Consider the following 21,384-nt stretch of genomic DNA (forward strand, 5'->3'; position numbering starts at 1 on the left):
AATGATAAAAAAAATATTAATTGCAAATAGAGGCGAGATTGCGGTGCGTATTATTCGTACCTGTCGAGATATGGGTATTGAAACAGTTGCGGTTTATTCAGAAGCTGATCAAGACGCCTTACATGTTAAGCTAGCAGATGAAGCCTATCAAATTGGGCCTGCAATTGCGAAAGATAGTTATTTAAATACAGCCAATATTATGACAATCGCCATGTCAACTGGGTGTGATGCCATTCACCCTGGTTATGGTTTTCTTGCAGAAAATGCTAGCTTTAGAGAATTATGTGATGTTTGCGGGATGGGCTTTATCGGTCCAAGCGCAAATAGTATTGCTTTAATGGGAACAAAAGATGTAGCAAAAGCCACAATGATTGAAGCCAATGTGCCAGTTGTACCAGGTAGTGAGGGCTTACTGATTGATGAAGCAGATGCAATTCAAACTGCCCAAGAAATTGGGTACCCTGTGATTCTCAAAGCCACTGCTGGTGGTGGCGGAAAAGGGATTCGTGTTTGTGAAAATCAAGAAGAATTGATCCAAGGTTTCCATTTAACACAAATGGAGGCAGAAGGTGCTTTTGGTAATCCAGGTGTCTATATGGAAAAATTCATTCAAGAATTCCGTCATGTTGAAGTTCAGATTCTAGCCGATCAACAAGGAAATACGATTCATTTAGGTGAACGTGACTGCTCCATTCAAAGACGGATGCAGAAATTAGTCGAAGAAGCGCCTTCACCAGCTGTTTCAGATAGCTTAAGAGCAGCAATGGGAGAAGCTGCGATTCGTGCGGCCAAAGCTTGTGGCTATTATAGTGCAGGAACTGTTGAATTCATCTACGATGAAAAAGCTGGAAAATTCTATTTCATGGAAATGAATACAAGAATTCAAGTCGAACACCCTGTGACAGAATTTGTCACAAATACAGATATTATTCGAGAGCAATTACAAGTTGCAAGTGGATTGCCACTGAGTGTCACACAGGAAGATGTTATGTTAAAAGGATGGGCCATTGAGTGCCGGATTAATGCTGAGAATCCTAAGAAAAACTTTATGCCCAACCCTGGGAAAATTACGCAGTATTTAGCCCCAGGAGGTATTGGTATTCGCGTTGATTCAGCGGCTTATGCAGGCTATCTGATTCCACCTTATTACGATTCAATGATTGCAAAAGTCATTAGTTATGGCGCAACAAGAGAAGAAGCCATTAACCGGATGACTCGTGCGTTAAGTGAATTTGTGATAGAAGGAATAGAGACCACAATCCCATTCCATTTAGCTTTATTACAACATCCAACATTTAAAAGTGGACATTTTAACACAAAGTTCCTACAATTAGAGAAAATAGATAGTTAAAAAATGGAGGGAAAACAAATGGCAGAAGAAACAAACTTAACCTTAAAAAATGAAAAAACAAGTTTAGGTCAAATTGAGTTAGCGCCAGAAGTTGTGGAAATTATTGCAGGTATTGCAACAACAGAAGTTGAAGGTGTTTATGCAATGCGTGGAAATATCGCATCTGGTGTTGTCGAGCTATTTGGTAAAAAAAATCATGGGAAAGGCATTCGTTTAACAATGGACGAAGCTGGTATTAAAGTGGATGTTTATTGCTACTTTAATTATGGCGTGTCTGTTCCAAAAGTAGCACAAGCAATTCAAGAAAATGTCCGTCAACAATTATTCTTCATGACTGATTTAGAATTAGCAGAAGTGAATGTGCATATTGTTGGTGTGATTCCTGAGAAAAAAGATTTAAAGAATCTTCCAACATTTGAAGACGGTGAAGATGCGTGAGTCAAGCAATGAATAGAAGAGAAATGCGAGAAAAAGCCTTACAAACGCTTTTTCAATTAGAAACAAATGAAGACTTAGCCATTAAAGATGCCATTCAAACGGCTCTTTTAGGTGAAGAAGATGAAGTCGAAGATGCCATTTTTGAAGTGCCAACTTATTTAGAAGTACTTGTGAGTGGTGTCCAAGCGAATCAAGCAGCAATTGATGAAAAAATCAAAGCACATTTGGAAAACTGGTCAATGAATCGTTTAGCAAAAGTGGATTTAATCATTATGCGTATTGCAATCTTTGAAATTTGCTATATTGATAATGTGCCAAATCGTGTTGCTTTGAATGAAGCGATTGAAGTCACAAAACGTTATAGTGATGAAAAATCTAGAAAGTTTGTTAATGGTTTATTAGCAAAAGTTGTGGATGAAATAGAAGCATAGGTATAAGCTTAAAAGAGAGTTGAAAAAAACTCTCTTTTTTTGTATTTAGAGGAAGACTTCTTTATAAAAAATAACCATTTAGGTAATAAAATACGCAATTTAGGAAATTTAATAGGCTGCTCTTACTTTTTTAGTTATACTAAATGTAATAAAGATTCATTTAAAAAAGTAGGAGGAGAAACAAATGAGCAAATTATACATTAAACAAAAAATATTTAGCTTGGCTGGTAAATTTACCGTCAAGGATGCTGACGGACAAGACAAATATTTCGTAGAAGGTAGTCTAATGAAAATCCCTAAAATGTTTACAATTAAAGATATAAATAATCAAACAATTGGCACCATTACTAAAAAAACTTTTTCTTTTCAGCCTAAATTTTTTGTTGAGGTAGCAGGAGAAGAAATACTAACTATCAAAAAGAAAGTAACCTTCCTTAAATCAAAATATGAGATTGAGAGTAACGAAATAAGTATTCAAGGAGATTGGTTAAGTAAAAACTATGAAGTGACTCATCAAGGGAAAACAATCGCAATAATTAGTGAAAAATGGTGGGCGACCAGTGATACTTTTGAGGTTGATATCAAAGATGAAGCCTTTGAGCATTTAATTATTTCAATTGTGATTGCTATTGATTGTGTGAAACAAGATGAAGAAATGGCAGCAACTAGTGTGAACTAATGGGCATTCTTTTTTCAGAAGATAGTTAAATCAAACCGTTTTATATTTTAAATTAAAAATAAAAAAACTGTTTTTTTGTTTAAAAAATAAGGGATTGTTATTAGTTTAAAATAATTAAACGATTCTGCTGGAAATGTTGAGATAAAAGCGTTTGACAAGTAGAAAAATATCATTTAATATGAGACTGCAAGTAACATGTGTTTAATTCACAAGTGGTTTTCTGTACATATTTAGTGTAATGTAAAAATAATTTAAGACACCAAACATTGTTAAATCAGTGTTTGGTGTTTTTTTGTTTTTCGGTACGGAAAAAATGTAAAAAACACATGTTTTTTACATCATTCAGCTCTATAAAAAAGCTGAACTTAAAAAGGAGAATCCATCCGTGAAAAAATTAAAGAGTTTCAATAAATTAAAAATTTTATTACTCATTTTGCCACTATTTATTATTTATAAAGGCACTCAAACACAAGCAGCAACAACAATTACAACTGGTAGTTTTGCATTAAATGTTCAAAATAAAAAGGATCCAACTGATAAAGCTTATGCAGAACTTAAATGGGATACAGTACCTGATGCGGTAGGTTATACATTATGGCAGAAAGAAGATGGACAAGTAGATTTTGAACAAAAATCAACCAATTATGAGAAACCAATCAAAGTCTTAAATATTTACCCAGATATTCCAAATTCTAATACATTAAAGACATGGATGGAAACCAATGGTTATGGAATGAAGCTGATTGAGGTAACGCCTGTAACCATGACAGCATTCAATGCGAATCCCGATCAATATCTGCTAGATAGTAATAAAGAATATGTTCATGATGTTTTAATGTTTGGTTCATGGAATGTAAATAACTACTTAGATATGAATCAAAAATCTGCAGATGCAGTTAGAAAATATTTGGATACGGGTAGAGGTGCTCTATTTGGACATGATACAATCTCCGGCTCATCAGGCTATTATAGTGGATTTGGTGCACCTCATCCTTGGTTCAATAAATTTGCTGAGGATGTGGGTGTTACCTTAGTAGAGAACAATCCACAACAATCAAATTTTGTTTCACACGGAATAGGGGGAGCAAGTGTAAAAATCAAGAATAATGGCTACATGATGAAGTATCCTCATCTATTAAAAGAAGAAATCACTTATACTATTCCACCAACCCATACTTTTGGGCAATTGGGAAAAGGAAAAGTATGGATGGAATTTGTTCAGCCTGGTTTATTCTGGGGTCCTCCTTTTGCTGATGCTAGAGGAACCAATAATTTCTACCTGGTCACAAATAATAATGCGGGAATGATCATGACAGGACATTCAGAAGGAAAAGCAACACCTAATGAGCAACAAATCATTGCGAATACATTGTTTAACCTTGCCCAATTTACCAAAGACACCTACGCATCTGATCGTTCAGTTGAGGATAAAAAAGCACCAAAACAAGCAACTTTTAGTGAAGCCTCTACATCAACTGTACCAAATACGATAATCGATATTGCAGCAGAAGATGAGGGAACAACTTATCAGTGGTATGTGGAAGCTAGTATAAAAACTGGAAATCAGTTCTCGGATACAATGGAAGAAAAAATTGTAAGTGGAACCAAGGGCTTTATTCATGTAATAGATGAGGCACCTACAACTGCAATTACTCCAACTAAAGATACAAACGGCCTAGTTGTTCTAACATTAGATTCGCCAACGCCTCAGATTCAATTTAATGGCCTTACAGATGGGGAAAAGTGGTTACATATTAGAGCTGTCGATTATTCAGGAAATGTGGGACCTATTCGCCATATTCAATTAAAAGATTTAATGGAGACTTTTCGTATAACAGAAAGCTATCAAGATGAGACTGGAACAGTATTAGCACCTAACACCTTCACTGATATAAAAAAAGGCAGTAACTATACGAAAATTGCACCTACAATGCTTCCAAATAACTGGAAAATACTGGGAAATAAAACAGCTGATCAATATCAAGTAGGTAGTATCAGTATGATTGCTACTATTCAAAAAAATGAAAAAGTTGTATTTATTTATCGCAAAAGTACAGTATCTCTTCATTTAAGACAAGTGATTTTATCAGCAAACGAAGAGCTTGTTATACCAAGTGAAGGTTACTTTAATGCTATATATAAAGATTTGAAGTTAAATGTTGCCGGAATTTCATCTGATAATCTCAATGAGGCCTATCAAGAAATAATATTGGCAATGGAAAAAGGTGCACCTTACCAATATCAAGTACAACCGATTATACCTGAATACTATCAATATGAAGGCTACTCTGTCAGTAATGAACTAGCTATTCATTCACCTGAGAATCGCATATTAGGCGCATATCCAACATTAGATTATACAAATGAGAAGGATTTTTGGCTGACGATTTATTTAAAGCCAAGTACTAGAACATTAAGTCCTTACAGTTGGGATTATCAGATAGAGCATTTACAATAATTTAGACCCAAACGACCTATTTTATAATGAGAGATAGGTCGTTTTTTCTTATCCTAAAAATCATAAAAGCAAGACTGTTTCAACTTGAACATTTGTGCTAAAATGAAATATAGTAATAAAAAGTAAGTTTAAGGGGGAAGTTGTCATCGTGTCAGCAACAATTATTGATGGAAAAGCATTGGCAGATCAACTGTCAATGGCGTTAAAAAAGGAAGTAGCAGCATTAAAAGAAAAAGGGACGACCCCTGGTTTAGTCGTATTGCTTGTAGGTGACAACCAAGCAAGTCAAGTTTATGTAAGAAATAAAGAGAAACGTGCACAAGAATTGGGCATTCATTCAATTGTTGAAAGATTACCAGCTGACATTTCAGAAACAGAGCTACTTGAAAGAGTCGCATTTTATAATCAACATCAAGAATATCATGGTATTCTGGTTCAGCTTCCTTTACCAAAGCATATCAATGAAGAAAAAATTATTCTAGCCATTGATCCAAAGAAAGATGTAGATGGCTTTCATCCAATTAATATGGGAAAACTGCTGATTGGCAAGCCTGATGCATTACCATGTACACCATATGGTATTATGAAAATGTTAGAAGCGTATGATGTAGAAATTGCAGGTAAACAAGCGGTTGTGATTGGTCGTAGCAATATTGTCGGAAAGCCAATGGCTCAACTTTTATTAATGAAAGATGCAACTGTAACGATCACACATTCAAAGACGCAAAATTTAGCTGAGCTTGCTAAAACAGCTGATATTTTAGTTGCTGCTATTGGACAGGGACATTTTGTGACAAAAGACTTTGTGAAACCAGGTGCAGTTGTCATTGATGTAGGCATGAATCATGATGAAAATGGGAAATTGATTGGCGATGTTAAATTTGATGAGGTCAAAGAAATTGCCAGTATGATTACACCTGTACCTCGTGGCGTAGGTCCAATGACGATTACTATGCTAATGGCACAAACGGTTGACCATGCCAAAAGAACACTTAACCCATAATTAAGGGGGGACAATTGTGACAGAAAACTATTTAACAGTTACTGCATTAACCAAATATTTAAAACGAAAATTTGATGCTGATCCCTATCTTGAGAGGGTTTATTTAACAGCTGAAATTTCTAATTTTCGGATGCGTGCAAATGCACATCAATATTTTAGCCTCAAAGACCAACATGCTAAAATAAATGCAGTCATGTTTAAAAATGCTTTTCAAGGACTAAAATTTACACCAGAAGAAGGAATGAAAGTCCTGGTTATTGGTAGAATTTCCTTGTATGAAGCCAGTGGAAACTATCAGATTTATGTTGAACACATGGAGCCAGATGGTGTTGGTGCTTTATATCAAGCCTTAGAAGAGCTAAAGAAAAAACTAACCTTAGAGGGTCTATTAGATGCAGCCAAAAAATATTTACCTAAATATCCAAAGAAAATTGCTGTGATTACCAGTCCAAGCGGTGCAGTGATTAGAGATATTTTAACAACGGTCAAAAGGCGTTATCCGATTGCCAAAGTGGTTCTTTATCCAACACTTGTACAAGGAAATCAGGCAGCAGATAATATCGTTAAGAATATTGAACGTGTGGATCTTGCTGGAGACTATGATACCATGATTGTGGCAAGAGGTGGTGGCTCGATAGAAGACTTATGGCCTTTTAATGAAGAAAAGGTAGCAAGAGCTATTTTTAACGCACAAACGCCTGTTATTTCCTCTGTCGGCCATGAAACAGATGTTACGATTGCTGATTTAGTAGCAGATGTTCGTGCAGCAACACCAACTGCTGCAGCCGAATTAGCAGTACCTGTTTTAACAGAAGAAATCATGAAAATTAATCAGTTACAAAATCGTCTCATTCAAGGAACGAGCAGAAAAATAGAATTAGCACAAAATCAATTGAAACGCTTAACCGATTCTTATGTTTTTAGACAACCAGAGCGTCTTTATGAAAGTTATGCGCAAAAATTAGATTTTCTAAAAGAAAGCTTAAACAATCATTTTTCAAAAAAAGTAACCGATTTACAGCGCCAATTAGATTTGTTAATGATGCGTCAAAAAAATAGTCAACCAACCATCTTGATTCAAAAACAACAAGAACAATTGGCTTTACTCAATAGACAATTCAATCAAACCATGATGCGTTATATGACAGAAAAAAACCAACGCTTTGCTGTTTTATTACAATCTCTAGATCATTTAAGCCCACTTAAAATTATGAGTCGTGGTTATAGCTATGTATTAAAAGACGAGGCAGTGATTACATCAGCAGAGCAAGTCACAGTAGGAGACACGATCCAAGTAAGCTTTGCCAAAGGATCAGTAGCTGCTGAAATTGTAGAAAAAATGGAGGAAGAAAAATGAGTGCAAAAGCAAACATCAAATTTGAAGATGCCATGACCCAGTTGGAAAATATTGTTACAAATTTAGAACAAGGAGATATTCCTTTAGAAGAAGCTTTAGAGCAATTCCAGCAAGGAGTAGCCTTAACAAAAATTTGTAAAGAAACACTAGAAAATGCTGAAAAAACCTTAGCAACGATGATGGAAGAAAATGATAAAGAAGTGCCATTTGAGCAAGAATAAAGCAAAGAAGGAGATGCCATAATGACATTAGCAGACTTTCGACTAACCGTGATGCCTCAATTTGAAAGCTATTTAAGAGAACAATTAGCCACCACACTTGAAGCCAAAGACACGATTTTTCAAAGTATGGATTATTCAGTGGCTGCTGGAGGGAAAAGAATCCGTCCAATGTTATTATTGGCCACACTTCAAGCACTGAATGTGCCGGTAGAACAAGGTTTTTCAAGTGCAGCAGCCTTAGAATATATTCACACCTATTCTTTAATTCATGATGACTTACCTGCAATGGATGATGATGATTTAAGACGAGGAAAGCCAACTAATCACAAAGTTTATGGTGAAGCCATCGCCATTTTAGCAGGAGACGGCCTCTTAACTTTTGCTTTTGAGCTTTTAGGCAAAGATGAGACGTTATCTGCTTCAAAACGTATTGCACTAATGACAGCTTTAGCAAGTGCTGCTGGACCGAAAAAAATGGTTCAAGGACAAGTCTTAGATATGGAGGGGGAAAAACAAGCCCTGACTCTAGCTGAGCTTCAAAATATTCATCAGAAAAAAACAGGTGCCTTAATCAGCTTTGCAGTTGAGGCAGCTGCAATCATAGCAGAAGCTTCAGAAGACATTACTGTTGAACTATTAAAATATGCTAATCATTTTGGTTTAGCCTTTCAAATCAAAGATGATATTTTAGATATTATTGGAGATGAAACCATTCTTGGCAAAAAAACAGGAATGGATCAGCTCCATGACAAGAATACCTATCCAAGCTTATTAACCCTTGAAGGTGCAGTTACAGCTCTAGAAAAAGAACTAATGGCTGCTGAAAATTGCTTAACCAATGCACAAAAATATGCCGAAAAACAAGGTATAGTAATGAATAAAGCACTTCTTGAAGCGCTACTTTCATTGCTACGTTAGGAGAAAAAATGAAAAAAGAACGTGTAGATATTCTCTTAGTAGAACAAGGTCTGTTTGAAACAAGAGAAAAAGCCAAAAGAGCCATTATGGCGGGGCAAATTTATAATGAAAAAGAAGAACGATTAGATAAGCCTGGTGAAAAAATTCCTGAAACAACCATTTTACAGATTAAAGGTGAAACCTTAAAGTATGTGAGCCGTGGTGGTCTCAAATTGGAAAAAGCATTAGAAGTTTTTGATTTAGATGTCAAAGATAAAGTCATTTTAGATATCGGCTCTTCAACAGGAGGCTTTACTGATGCAGCCTTACAAAATGGTGCGAAAATGAGCTATGCCTTAGATGTAGGCTATAATCAATTGGCTTGGAAGCTACGTCAAGATGAACGAGTTGAAGTGATGGAACGAACGAATTTCCGTTATTCAACTTTAGCTGATTTTAAAAAAGGCCAGCCTGAATTTGCAACAATTGATGTGTCATTTATTTCCCTTCGTTTAATATTACCTGTCTTAAAAGAAATTTTGGCCTCAGGTGGAGATGTCATTGCTCTTGTTAAGCCACAATTTGAAGCAGGAAAAGAAGGCGTTGGTAAAAAAGGGATTGTACGAGATCCAGCAGTGCATAAGCAAGTACTTGAAGACATGATTGCTTTTACTCAAGGCATTGGTTATGATATCCGCGCTCTTGATTATTCACCGATTACTGGTGGAGAAGGTAATATTGAATTTCTTCTTCATTTACAGTGGAATGAGCAGGTAACAGGAACCGTTGCTTTTCATGTTTCAGTAGATGAAATGCTAACAAAAGCTTATCAACAATTGAAAAAATAAGAGAAAAATGAGAAAAATTTTATTATAGTAAATGGCACTGAAACATAAAATGTTCAGTGCTGTTTTTATTGGAATAGATAGAAAATTCTACTCTTGTTAAAACTATACATCAATAATTTATACCCATAAAGAGTAGTGTTATAGTTTGACAGGGGTTGACTAAAAAGCCTTTTTTTGGGAAAATTTAAATGAATATTTTTTTGATGGATAAAGCAATTGGCTAATTTTTATGTTTAAATTAGTTGGTTTGCTTTTTTTATATCTTAAAAAATTCAGTCATTTGTAAAAAAGAGCAAGAAAAAAAGGGAGCACGAATATGATAAAAATAGTCAACAAGATTACATCATTTTTTCTTATTTTTTCACTGATGTTACCGCTCATCATTGGGGGAGTAATTTCAACTGCCAGGATTGTTGAGGCAAAAGAATTAGGTAAAGAAGGCTTTATTGATGTTGTTAAAATGGAAAAAACTGACCTATACACTGGGGAACGTATTGGTATTTCAGTTGAATTTTCCGAAAAAGAAGGAATGAAAATTAAAGATGGGGATACCATTACGATGTCTCTCCCGCCAGAATTAATTGGGATTGTATCGTCAGTGGAGCTAAAAGATCCCGAAACTGGGAATGTATTTGGCCAAGCAAAAATTGTCAATGACCAAGTGATTTGTACCTTTAATAAAACGGCGGAGGAATTTATCCATGTGAAAGGTTATTTTCGTTTTAATGCGCGAGTTGATAGCCAAACGGAAGGAACCATTTCTAAAGCAACTGATTTTGGTGTGGATATCGCACCAGTAGATTATACCGTGACTTATGAACCCAATTCAGGAGAGGTGGAAGAAGGCAGTTATCCATTTTTTACAAAATATGGGTATATGTCTGAGGATGGTAGCAATACCGTTACATGGCAAATGCTTATCAATCAACCCAAAAAAGCATTAGCAAATGATGGTTCAGTAGAGAAATGGGTTGAAGTAGAAGATACCTCTAAAGATGGTCAGGAATTATTAGCTGGTAGCTTTAGATATTTTATTGAAGATAAAAATAAAAATTTTACATGGTTAACACCAGAAGAATTCAATAACTATGGTGTGCTTGAAATCAATCAGGATAATCCAAACAGTTTTAAGCTAAAAGTCAGAGCAAAAGAAGTTTCTGAGAAAAAATTTGGTGTTGTTTATGAGACTCAAATTACTGATTTAAGTAAAAAAGAATATGGAAATGATTATACAATTGATTATCAAGTTACAGGCGAAGAAGAAATCCTAGAGAAAGGAACCGCGAGTGCTGAAAATAACAGTGCAAGTGGCGGAGGTAGTGGTGATTTACCAGAAAAAGGAAGTGTTCGAATAGTTAAAACACTTGAGAATAATCCTAATGTTTTATTAAAAGGCATCACTTTTGAATTATTTACACAAGCTAACCAATCATTAGGAACATACCAAACGGATGAACAAGGACAGATAAATGTGCCAAATTTAGCACTTGGTCAATACTATTTTAAAGAAATAGCTGCGCCATCACATTTTAGTATCGATAAAGATAAAACTTATCCGTTTGAAATTAAAGCAAGCAGTGAAACGGGTGTATTGATAAACGTCACAAATAGTATTGAAAAAACAAGTCTTAATTTAAAAAAAGTCTGGGTTGGACCAGAAACAGAACAGGTTACTGCTAAAATATATGCAGATGGACAGGATATTCATCGACAAGTTATTATTTCCAAGGAGTATGGTTGGGAATTAACTGTTACCAATCTTGATAAATATCATCTTGATGGTTCATTGATTCACTATACAGTGGAAGAAGTAGCGGTTCCTGAGCATTATGAGTCAGTGATTAGTGGAGATGCTGAAAAAGGTTTTACGATTACCAATACAAATCAAGAAAAAGTGAGCTTTCCTGTGACGAAAAAATGGGCAGGTGACGCTACCTCATCTGTTACAGTTTATCTGAAAAAAAATAGTAAAGTAACCAATCAATCGATTCAACTTTCTGCACAAAATAATTGGACAGCAATATTTAATGATTTGCCAAAATATGATGAAGAAGGACAGGAAATCAGCTATAGTATTGTTGAAGCGGATATGGCGGACTATGTTGCAACCTATAGTGGAAATATGAAAACTGGCTTTATCCTAACCAATACACGCGCTGCTTCTATTACCATTCCAGTTGTAAAAAAATGGATAGGTCCTGTAGGAGAACCTGTCACAATTGAATTATTATCCGATGGTATGCCAACTGGTAGAAAAATTAAACTAGATGCTGGAAAAAATTGGGAAAGTAAATTTACAAATTTACCTCAATACAATCAGAATGGTCAAGAAATTAAGTATACCGTCTCAGAAGAAAAACAAGAAAATTATGATGTGCAAATCACTGGTAATGCTACAGAAGATTTTACAGTCATCAATACAAATAATGAAACGATAGAGATACCCATTGATAAAGAATGGTCTGGTCCAGTTGGAGAGAAGGCCATCATTAATTTATTTGCTAATCAAAAAAGGACCCCTTATTCATTGACGCTAACCAAAAATCAAAATTGGAAGGGTTCCTTTAAAACATTGCCGAAATATGATGAAAAAGGGAAAGAAATCACTTATACCATCAAAGAAGAAGAGTTGGCTGAATATATTCCTTCCATTCAAGGAAATCAAAAAACAGGCTTTACCATCATCAATTTAAATACAGAAGAAGTGAATATTCCCGTTAAGAAAAAATGGCAGGGAGAGACAGGTGGCCCTGTAAAAATCTATGCAACAGCAAATGGGGTACTTTTACCAGATGTTTTTGTGATTTTATCTGAAGAAAATAATTGGGAAGGAACTCTTGAACATTTATTTAAATATGAAGTCAATGGTACATTAATTGACTATTCTGTTGTGGAAGAAGAATTGGATGGTTATGTTGCAGCTTATAGTGGGGATTCAAAAACAGGATTTACTGTAACGAATACTCGAGAAGATTCCATCACGATTCCAATCACAAAGAAATGGGTAGGTCCCAAAGGTGAAGAAGTGACAATCAAGTTATTAGCGAATGGTCAAGAAAGTGGAGAAGAGCTTGTTTTACGAGCAGATCTTCAGTGGCAAGGAAAATTTACAAATATGCCTAAATATGATGCTCAAGGTCAAAAAATTCTCTATACAGTGAAAGAATCGATATTACCAAATTATGAAACACAAATTACAGGAAATGCAGACACAGGCTTTATGATTACCAATATCAATCGGGAAGAAATTAATATTCCAGTTACGAAAGTCTGGAATGGACCTAAAAAGAACGCAGTAAAAGTGCTGTTGTATAATAATGAAAACATGAAAGTAGAAGAGTTGATAGTTGATGAGACGACAAACTGGCAAGGAACTTTTAAACATTTACCAAAATATGATAGCGAAGGTCAAGAAAAACGTTATTTTATCAGAGAAGAAGCGATAGACAATTATCGTCCATCCATTACAGGGAATCAAAAAGATGGTTTTATGATTACGAATACCAATACAGAAACGACTTCAGTAGCTGTTACCAAAGAATGGATTGGTCCTGTAGCGGGACGTGTGCAAGTGAATCTAATGAGAGATGGGAAAATGACCAATAAATTTACCTTTTTAGATAAAGGAAATGATTGGCACACCACTTTTTCAGATTTGGAAAAATATCGTGAAGATGGCACCGAGTACCAGTATACAGTAGTAGAAGCAACAACCTATGAAAATTATGAGACAACAATTAGTGGAGATGCTCAAGCTGGCTTTATCTTAACCAATACCAATAATGAAAAAATAACACTACCAGTGAAAAAAGAATGGATAGGTCCAATAGGCCAAGAGGTTACGATTGAACTGCTTCAAAATGGTAAAAAGATAGTTCATCAACTGAATTTAAATCAAAGTAATGACTGGCAAGGTGTCTTTACAAACCTGCCAAAATATGATGATGCAGGAAACGAGTATGTTTATGAAATAAAAGAAGTACCAATTGAAGGGTATCAATCTATTATCACTGGTGATGCTAAACAAGGTTGGATCGTTACAAATAAAAATATTGAAAAAATGGCCATTACAGTGATGAAAAAATGGATGGGCCAGACAGAGGATGAAGCGATTTTTTATCTAGTGAAAAATGGTGAAAAGACAGATAAAATGCTTACTTTAAATGAAATGAATCACTGGCAGAGTGCTTTCATGGGGCTGCCGAAATATGATGAAAAGGGACAGAAAAATGTTTATACAGTGATGGAAAAAGAAATTTCAGGGTATCAATTAGAACTGATTGGTGATGCAGACAAAGGATTCGTTGCTATTAATCATCATTTATCTAGCGATGAAGACAAGCCTACTAATCCAATGATACCTGAAGAGGATATCATTCATGAGATTGTTGAAAATCATCCTCAAGAAATTAAAACAATAGCTGACAAAGAAAAACCTTCACCATTACCTTTAACAGGAAGTAAAAATGAAGGCTATCAGGTCATTGGCTTGCTTTTACTTTTTAGTGGCTTGATGTTTTATTCTCTCAATCGCAAAAAAATATAAATCTATCCTATAAATCAGAAAGCTAAGATTAAAAACGCATGATGACAACATTGTTCAAATGTGCTTCATGCGTTTTTTATTGTGTCTTTATTTTACTTAGTTGAATGGAGAAAGTCTTTGCTAGAGAGAATGCTAGTAGAAAAATGTTGTAGTGCTGATAAAAAAGCAGTCTGCACATCTGTTGCAATGACAACTTTTTCTCCAAAAGCTAACTCTTTTGTTGCAGTCGCATCTGCTATTAAGACAGGCTGAAAGCCCAACTCCTTTGCAGCACGTGTTGTTGAATCGACACACATATGTGTCATCATACCCGTTATCACTAACTGATCAACCTGGAGGGCAATTAAAGTTTCTTGAAGTCCAGTTTCAAAAAAACTATTTGGATGGGCCTTAACAATCGTTATTTCATGCCCCGTATTCGAAGCTAAAAGCAGTGGATGAATTGCGACCCCTAATGTATCTTTTTCAAAAAAGTCAGCATTTTTTTTGGCATTAATATGTTGAATATAAATCACAGGCAGTTGTTGCTTATCAAAAAAATCCTTGACCTTTAACAGCTGCTGTAAAGCTTGATCTGAATGCATTAAAGGCATTTTACCACCCTTAAAATAATCATTTTGGACATCAATGATTAATAGTGCTTGTTTCATCTAAATCACTCCTCGTATGTTATGATACAATGGTATAGTTTTTTTACCTATTTTTGAATAGTACGCTGAAATAAGTGCGCCTGCTATGGTTTCATATTGAAAGGGTTGAACAAGATGGATGAAATTGATTGGAAAATTTTACAACAATTAAAAAAACAAGCAAGATTAACAAATAAAGAAATGGGTCAGATGATCCATATGTCAGGTCAAGGTGTCGGTCAAAGAATCTCCAATTTGATTGATCAAAAAGTGATTGAACGATTTACCATTGAGATCAAAAATGAAAAAAAACAAATCATCTTAGTCTATTTAAATGAGGCTACCTATCAAAGCTTTGAACAAGCCATCTTAGCGTTTGAAGAGGTCATTGAGTTTTATCAAGTGAGTGGTGAAAGTTGCTATACAATCATTGCTTCTTTTGAAGCAGAAAAATTAAACCAATTCATAGCAGTAATCTCCAAATATGGCAGATATAAAGTAAACACAATCATGAATAAATTAAGATAAATCCTCAATAAAAATACTTTTTACAAAAAAATGAGTCTTTGATTAAATGACATATAGTATAAATATAGCTTAATTTTCTGCTTTTCTTGCTAGCTTGCTTAAAGATATGATAAAATAAAGAGTGCATAAGTATACTATTTTGGATAAAAGAGGTGTAAGCATGAAAAAGCGTGAGCGTCATCGTTTATTACAAGACTTAATTCAAGAAAACATTGTTGAAAAGCAAGAAGATTTTGTAAAATTGCTGGAAGATAAAGGGATAGAAATTACCCAAGCCACAATTTCAAGAGATATAAAAGAATTGCATCTCATCAAAACACCTTCTGCGCAAGGCGGATACCGGTATAGCATGCCGCCAGATATACATTTTGATACAACCAATAAACTAGGTAGATTATTAGCAGATGCCTATGTTTCAATGGACATTTTAGACTATTTCCTAGTGATGAAAACATCACCTGGAAATGCGCAAGCTGTAGGGGCATTAATGGACAATGCAACTTTTGAAGGTGTGATTGGCAGTATTTGTGGAGATGATACCATGCTTGTGATTTGTCATACTCCAGAAGATGCCCAGCGGATTAAAGAAAAATTAGTTAGTTTAATTTAGAGCAGCAGAAAAGTGTAAATGAGGTGAAATAAATTTGCTACAAGAATTAGCCATTAAAAACTTTGCGATTATTCATGAATTACGTTTAGAATTTGAAAATGGAATGACAGTCTTGACTGGTGAAACAGGTGCAGGAAAATCAATCATTATTGATGCTGTTGGCTTATTAGCTGGCGGTCGTGGTTCAAGTGAATTTATTCGTCATGGTGAAACGAAGTGTTCTTTAGAAGGACTTTTCACAATCCCTAAAGACTCTAACGTTTATTCAGTTTTGGCAGAATATGATATTGAAGCAGAGGAGCAGACCTTATTACTTCAAAGAGATATTCATACAAATGGAAAGAATGTTTGTCGCGTCAATGGACGATTGGTAACAACAGCGATTTTACGCCATATTGGCGAAAATATGATTGATATTCATGGTCAAAATGAGCATCAAGAATTAATGCGACCTGAACAACATTTATCGATGCTTGATCAATTTTCTAAAAAACAAATTGAACCTTTATCTCAAAAATATCTCCTTGCTTATCAAGCCTATCAAGAGGCCAAACAGGCTTATGATAAATGGGAAAGTAGTGAGCAGGCATTAGCACAACGCTTAGATATGTTGACTTTCCAAGTAGCTGATATTTTTTCAGCAGAATTATCTATTGGCGAAGAAGAAAGCTTAATGGAAGAAAAAAATCGTTTAGTCAATTACCAAAAAATTATGAATGCTCTATCAGCAAGCTATGAAGCTTTACAAGGTGAAGAAGGAGCAGGCTTAGATTTAATTGGTGTGGCAATGACAGAGATAGAAACCATTGATGAAATGGATCGAAAATATAAAGAATTATCTGAAACCATTACCAATAGCTATTTTGCATTACAAGAAGTAGCCAGTGATTTACATCGTGAAATGGATCAACTCGCCTGGGATGAAAACCGGTTAAATGAGATAGAAACAAGATTAGAGCTTTTAACTCAAATGAAACGCAAATATGGCAGTACAATTGATGAAGTCCTACAATATTTTGAAGAGATTTCAGAAGAGCTATCACAGCTTGAAAACCATGAAGGACATGCAGAAGCATTAGCAGAAAAGCTGGCTACAGCAGAAGCAGAAGTGATGAAAACTGGGCAAAAATTATCCCAAATACGACATAAAGTAGCGACACAATTAGAAAAAGAAATTCTTGTACAATTAAAAGAGCTATATATGGAAAAGGTTCTTTTTGAAATTCGTTTTAACAACACACCAGAAGTTGAAAAAAATATCCAAGCTTATCATGAAGCAGGTGTGGATCAAATTGAGTTTTATATTAGTGCCAATCCAGGTGAACCTTTAAAACCACTTGCGAAAACAGCATCTGGTGGAGAACTTTCTCGGATTATTTTAGCAATGAAAACAATCTTTTCTAAAAATCAAGGCATTACAAGTATTATTTTTGATGAAGTCGATACAGGAGTAAGTGGTCGTGTTGCTCAAGCAATTGCTACTAAAATCCATTCTGTGGCTATCCATTCACAGGTGCTTTGTATTACCCACTTACCACAAGTTGCAGCGATGGCAGATCATCATTTATTTATTGCCAAAGTTCCTGTTGGAAACCGGACAGAAACAACCGTTGTTGCTTTAGATAAACCAGAAAAAATTGAAGAAATTGCCAGAATGCTTTCAGGTACGCAGATTACGAAATTAACATTAGAGCATGCAAAAGAGTTGTTAACGTTAGCAGAAAAAGAAAAGAAATAAGCTCAAAAACTGTTGGATTTTTTCAACAGTTTTTTTTGTTACAGCTAGGCAAATCCTTTACATTTAGTTTTCATTAGTCTATTATTAGTAGCAACTACTAATAAAGGGAGCGATTTGATGCAAAAAACAGCAATAAACTATGAAAAAATGTATGAATTGCTTATCTTAGCAAGAAAAATAGATGAACGATTTTGGCAGTTAAATCGAGCAGGAGAAGCCCCATTTGTCATTAGTGGTAAAGGACATGAAGGCTTTCAAGTTGCATTAGCGCAACTATTAAATCAAAAAATAGATTGGATGGCGCCTTATTATCGTGACTTACCATTAGTCTTAGGTTTTGGTGAAACACCAAAAAGTGTGTTCCTTAATCTGTTAAGTAAAGCAGATGATACCAACTCAGGTGGCAGACAGATGGCTTTTCATTGGGGCAATCAAGCAAATCATATTTTATCCCATTCAAGCCCCGTCACCACACAATTTCTTCATGCATGTGGTGTCGCATTAGCGCTAAAAAAACAAGGTCAGCCTGGTATTGTTGTGACAACAGTTGGCGATGGCTCGACCAGCCAAGGTGATTTCCATGAAGCCTTAAATTTTGCCTCAGTTTTCAATTTACCCGTTCTATTCATCATTGAAAATAATCATATTGCAATGAGCGTAGCTCAAGAAGACCAATATAAACAAAAAGATTTTTCAGGTTTTGGACAAGCCTATCAAATAAAGTATGCAAAAATTGATGGCACAAATGTTATGAGTTCCTATCAAGACTTACAAAAAATTATTGAAGAAATGAGAGCCGAACCACAGCCTGTTTTGGTTGAAGCAGATGTTGTAAGATTAACAGCTCATTCCTCAGATGATGATGGTAGCTACTTAAATGAACAAGAAAGAAACTATCAGGAAAATAAAGATCCAGTTACTATTTTCCAACAAGAGCTTTTAGCACAACAGTTACTTTCACAAGAAAAAATGACGGAAATTGAAGAACAAATTTCAGATTTAATTGATGAAGTGACAGAAGAAGCCTTAGCAGCAGCAGATCCTGCAGCTGACACACTTGAGCAATTTGTCTATGAGGAAGGTGAAGGCAAATGAAATTAAATATGATAGATGCCATTCATTTGGGCCTACAAGAAGAGCTTGTTAGAGATGAAAAAATTTATTTAATTGGTGAAGATATTGGTCGTAAAGGTGGCGCATTTGGTGCGACTAAAGGACTACAGGAACAATTTGGCGCTGATCGTGTCATGGATGCCCCATTAGCTGAAAGTGGCATTGTTGGTATGGCCTTAGGAAGTGCAATGGCTGGAATGCGTCCAGTTTGTGAGATTCAGTTTGCTGATTTTATTTTCCCGGCCTTTAATCAAATTTATTCAGAGGTTTCTAAACTGCGTTATCGGACCAACAATGATTTTGAAGCGCCAATGGTAATTCGCGCGCCTTATGGTGGTGGCATTCAAGGTGGTTTGTACCATTCACAATCAATTGAATCATTTTTTGCTCATATGCCAGGTTTACGTGTGGTGATTCCATCAGGACCTAGAGATGCGAAAGCTTTATTAAAAACAGCTATTCGTAGCAATGACCCGGTTCTTTTCTTAGAACATAAAAAAGCGTATCGCTCATTAGTTGAAGTAGTAGGAGATGCAGAAGAATGCTTCCCAATTGATCAAGCAATCATGAAAAAGCAAGGAACAGACTGTTTAATTATCACCTATGGCTTGTTTGTGTCAAAAGCAGTCAAGGTTGCTGAAAAGTTAGCAGAGGAAGGCTATTCAGTTGGTGTGCTGGATTTGGTTTCAATTTATCCATTAGATCAAGCAACTATTTTAGATGCGGCTAAAGCTTCAGGAAAGGTCTTACTACTTTCAGAAGGAAATAAAGAAGGCAATGTGATTAGTGAAGTTGCAGCAGTGCTGGCAGAAGAAATTCTTTTTGAGCTAGATGCACCGATTAAACGCTTAGCTGCACCAGACGTGCCAGCTGTACCAAATGCCAAGACATTAGAAGATGCCTATTTACACTTTAGCGAAACATTAGAGGAAGAAACAAGAGCATTAATCTTGTTTTAAGGGGTGAAAAAATATGTCGATTAAAATGATAGAAATGCCCAGAATTGGTGAAAGTAGCGTAGAAGGAACATTGGTCAAATGGCTAGTTGAGCCTGGGGAGAAAATTAAAAAATATCAGCCTATTGCTGAGATTATGACAGCTAAAGTCACCACTGAAATGCCTAGTATGTTAAGTGGAATCGTGCAAGAACAATTAATTGAAGAAATGGCTACCGTTGCAGTTGGTGAGGCTATTTTAGCTGTTCAAACGGTGGAAAAAGCAGTGGAAGAACAGGTGGTACAAGCACCATTAAAAGAAACAATCAGCCAACCAAATACAATGGCAAGATTACCAGAAAAAGGTTTATCTCCAAGTGTCAGAAGATTATCAAAAGAGCATCAGATTGATTTAACACAAGTAACCGGAACAGGGATTCGAGGCCGCATTACTAAAAAGGACATTGCACAATATGTCCAAAATAGAAATCAATCGCCACAACCGCAAGTGACTTCTACTAAGAAGGTTGAAGTGAAGAAACTGATAGCAAGTGATACACAGCAAGTCATTCAGCCATCTCCAATTCGTTTAGCGATAGCCAAGCATATGGAAGAAAGTAAAAGTGACATTCCCCATGCGTGGATGATGGTCGAAGCAGATGTGACACCTTTAGTGAAGCGAAGAGAACAATTAAAACATCATTTCCTTGAAGAAAATGGGGTCAAGCTGACTTATTTCCCTTATTTTGTTAAAGCAGTTGCAATCGCATTGAAAAAAGTGCCTTTACTCAATGCTTCATGGCAAAATAATCAAATTTTACAGCATCATGAGATCAACTTGTCTATTGCAGTAGGAACAGATAAAGCACTATTTACACCTGTTATTATGCATGCTGATCAAAAATCAGTGAGAGATATTGCAGTCGAAATTCAGCAAATTGTTCAGCATATTAGAGCTGGAAACTTACATCAGGTGCAAATGGAAGGTGGCACCTTTACTGTAAATAATACAGGTGCTTTTGGTTCCGTTCTCAGCAAAGGCATTATTAATGCTCCACAAGGTGGTATTTTACAGGTTGAAAGTATTGTCAAACGTCCTGTTGTCATCGATGATATGATTGCGATTCGTTCAATGGTTAACCTTTGCTTATCCTTTGATCATCGCTTATTAGATGGGGTTATGGCTGGAGAATTTTTAGCAACCTTAAAAGAAACATTATTACAAACTGAAGCATAAAAAGAAGTCCTTCACTTGTTGAAGGACTTCTTTTTATGGCACTTTGTCAAATCGGACTGATAGTGTCACCTATGAACATTGGAGGAAGAAGAAATTCTTTCCCCAATGTTTTTTTATGCGTATTGAATTAAACCATTCATTAAAAATACCCGTGTTCTCATATTTGAGAAGCTACGAAAGCCATAAGAGACGCGTTTCAGTGTTTTGATATGAGTGTGAAGATTTTCCAATCGTGCATTTGAGTAGCTCTTTTTAAAAGCCATTCGAATGCCATCTTCATATTTAATAAATGCTTTTTTTACATAATGAAGTTCCTTTGGAACATGATGAGGCATTGTTTGAAGCAACTGGAAGAACTGATCTGC

At 35.5% G+C, this 21,384-nt stretch carries 19 protein-coding genes; 17 read left to right on the forward strand and 2 right to left on the reverse strand.

Features of this window, described 5'->3' with window-relative positions:
- Position 1 precedes the first annotated feature (1 nt).
- The 11 genes from accC (at position 2) to BMW29_RS11350 (ending at position 14,229) form a co-directional block, all read left to right on the forward strand.
- Complete coding sequence (accC, locus tag BMW29_RS11300) at positions 2–1,351, forward strand: acetyl-CoA carboxylase biotin carboxylase subunit (RefSeq protein WP_092653442.1); 1,350 nt, start codon at positions 2–4, stop codon at positions 1,349–1,351.
- A gap of 18 nt (positions 1,352–1,369) precedes the next feature.
- Complete coding sequence (locus tag BMW29_RS11305; RefSeq protein WP_092653444.1) at positions 1,370–1,789, forward strand: Asp23/Gls24 family envelope stress response protein; 420 nt, start codon at positions 1,370–1,372, stop codon at positions 1,787–1,789.
- A complete protein-coding gene (gene nusB / locus BMW29_RS11310; RefSeq protein WP_342706553.1) occupies positions 1,786–2,220 on the forward strand; it encodes a transcription antitermination factor NusB in 435 nt (144 codons plus the stop codon). The genes BMW29_RS11305 and nusB overlap by 4 nt, the downstream gene beginning before the upstream one ends.
- Before the next feature lie 184 nt (positions 2,221–2,404).
- Complete coding sequence (locus BMW29_RS11315; RefSeq protein ID WP_092653446.1) at positions 2,405–2,899, forward strand: LURP-one-related/scramblase family protein; 495 nt, start codon at positions 2,405–2,407, stop codon at positions 2,897–2,899.
- A gap of 385 nt (positions 2,900–3,284) precedes the next feature.
- Complete coding sequence (locus tag BMW29_RS11320) at positions 3,285–5,357, forward strand: hypothetical protein (protein ID WP_092653448.1); 2,073 nt, start codon at positions 3,285–3,287, stop codon at positions 5,355–5,357.
- 148 nt (positions 5,358–5,505) lie between these two features.
- On the forward strand, positions 5,506–6,360 hold the full coding sequence (locus BMW29_RS11325) for a bifunctional methylenetetrahydrofolate dehydrogenase/methenyltetrahydrofolate cyclohydrolase (RefSeq protein WP_092653450.1): 855 nt from the start codon (positions 5,506–5,508) through the stop codon (positions 6,358–6,360).
- 16 nt (positions 6,361–6,376) lie between these two features.
- Positions 6,377–7,717: an exodeoxyribonuclease VII large subunit gene (gene xseA, locus BMW29_RS11330; RefSeq protein WP_092653452.1), complete on the forward strand. Its 1,341-nt coding sequence runs from the start codon at positions 6,377–6,379 to the stop codon at positions 7,715–7,717.
- Positions 7,714–7,938 carry an exodeoxyribonuclease VII small subunit gene (locus BMW29_RS11335; RefSeq protein WP_092653454.1) on the forward strand — a complete coding sequence of 75 codons (225 nt, stop codon included), beginning with the start codon at positions 7,714–7,716 and terminating at the stop codon, positions 7,936–7,938. The genes xseA and BMW29_RS11335 overlap by 4 nt, the downstream gene beginning before the upstream one ends.
- Positions 7,939–7,959: 21 nt before the next feature.
- Positions 7,960–8,856 carry a polyprenyl synthetase family protein gene (locus tag BMW29_RS11340; RefSeq protein WP_092653456.1) on the forward strand — a complete coding sequence of 299 codons (897 nt, stop codon included), beginning with the start codon at positions 7,960–7,962 and terminating at the stop codon, positions 8,854–8,856.
- An 8-nt stretch (positions 8,857–8,864) separates the two neighbouring features.
- Positions 8,865–9,683 (forward strand): TlyA family RNA methyltransferase, encoded by an 819-nt coding sequence (locus BMW29_RS11345; RefSeq protein ID WP_092653458.1) that lies wholly within the window; start codon positions 8,865–8,867, stop codon positions 9,681–9,683.
- Between the two features lie 316 nt (positions 9,684–9,999).
- Complete coding sequence (locus BMW29_RS11350) at positions 10,000–14,229, forward strand: Cna B-type domain-containing protein (RefSeq protein ID WP_092653460.1); 4,230 nt, start codon at positions 10,000–10,002, stop codon at positions 14,227–14,229.
- Positions 14,230–14,321: 92 nt separating this feature from the next.
- On the opposite strand, the gene BMW29_RS11355 is transcribed toward BMW29_RS11350, so the two are convergent.
- Entirely contained in the window at positions 14,322–14,879 is a 558-nt protein-coding gene (locus BMW29_RS11355) for a cysteine hydrolase family protein (RefSeq protein WP_092653462.1), read from the reverse strand.
- Between the two features lie 114 nt (positions 14,880–14,993).
- Between BMW29_RS11355 and BMW29_RS11360 the strand changes: the two genes are divergently transcribed.
- The 6 genes from BMW29_RS11360 (at position 14,994) to BMW29_RS11385 (ending at position 21,019) form a co-directional block, all read left to right on the forward strand.
- Positions 14,994–15,386 (forward strand): Lrp/AsnC family transcriptional regulator, encoded by a 393-nt coding sequence (locus tag BMW29_RS11360; protein ID WP_092653464.1) that lies wholly within the window; start codon positions 14,994–14,996, stop codon positions 15,384–15,386.
- Between the two features lie 160 nt (positions 15,387–15,546).
- The gene (gene ahrC / locus BMW29_RS11365; RefSeq protein ID WP_092653466.1) at positions 15,547–15,996 is read left to right on the forward strand and encodes a transcriptional regulator AhrC/ArgR; all 450 of its coding nucleotides are present in this window, start codon (positions 15,547–15,549) and stop codon (positions 15,994–15,996) included.
- Between the two features lie 34 nt (positions 15,997–16,030).
- Positions 16,031–17,734 (forward strand): DNA repair protein RecN, encoded by a 1,704-nt coding sequence (gene recN / locus BMW29_RS11370; protein ID WP_092653468.1) that lies wholly within the window; start codon positions 16,031–16,033, stop codon positions 17,732–17,734.
- 117 nt (positions 17,735–17,851) lie between these two features.
- The gene (locus BMW29_RS11375; protein ID WP_092653470.1) at positions 17,852–18,829 is read left to right on the forward strand and encodes a thiamine pyrophosphate-dependent dehydrogenase E1 component subunit alpha; all 978 of its coding nucleotides are present in this window, start codon (positions 17,852–17,854) and stop codon (positions 18,827–18,829) included.
- The gene (locus BMW29_RS11380; protein ID WP_092653472.1) at positions 18,826–19,806 is read left to right on the forward strand and encodes an alpha-ketoacid dehydrogenase subunit beta; all 981 of its coding nucleotides are present in this window, start codon (positions 18,826–18,828) and stop codon (positions 19,804–19,806) included. Before BMW29_RS11375 ends, BMW29_RS11380 begins: the two co-directional genes overlap by 4 nt.
- Positions 19,807–19,819: 13 nt before the next feature.
- Positions 19,820–21,019 carry a dihydrolipoamide acetyltransferase family protein gene (locus tag BMW29_RS11385; RefSeq protein WP_092653474.1) on the forward strand — a complete coding sequence of 400 codons (1,200 nt, stop codon included), beginning with the start codon at positions 19,820–19,822 and terminating at the stop codon, positions 21,017–21,019.
- Positions 21,020–21,132: 113 nt separating this feature from the next.
- Here the strand turns inward: BMW29_RS11385 and BMW29_RS11390 are convergent.
- Positions 21,133–21,384 (reverse strand): transposase (locus tag BMW29_RS11390; RefSeq protein ID WP_143047364.1); only part of this gene is annotated, 252 nt, incomplete at its 5' end.

Source organism: Isobaculum melis (genome assembly GCF_900111355.1).
Classification (GTDB): Bacteria; Bacillota; Bacilli; order Lactobacillales; family Carnobacteriaceae; genus Isobaculum; species Isobaculum melis.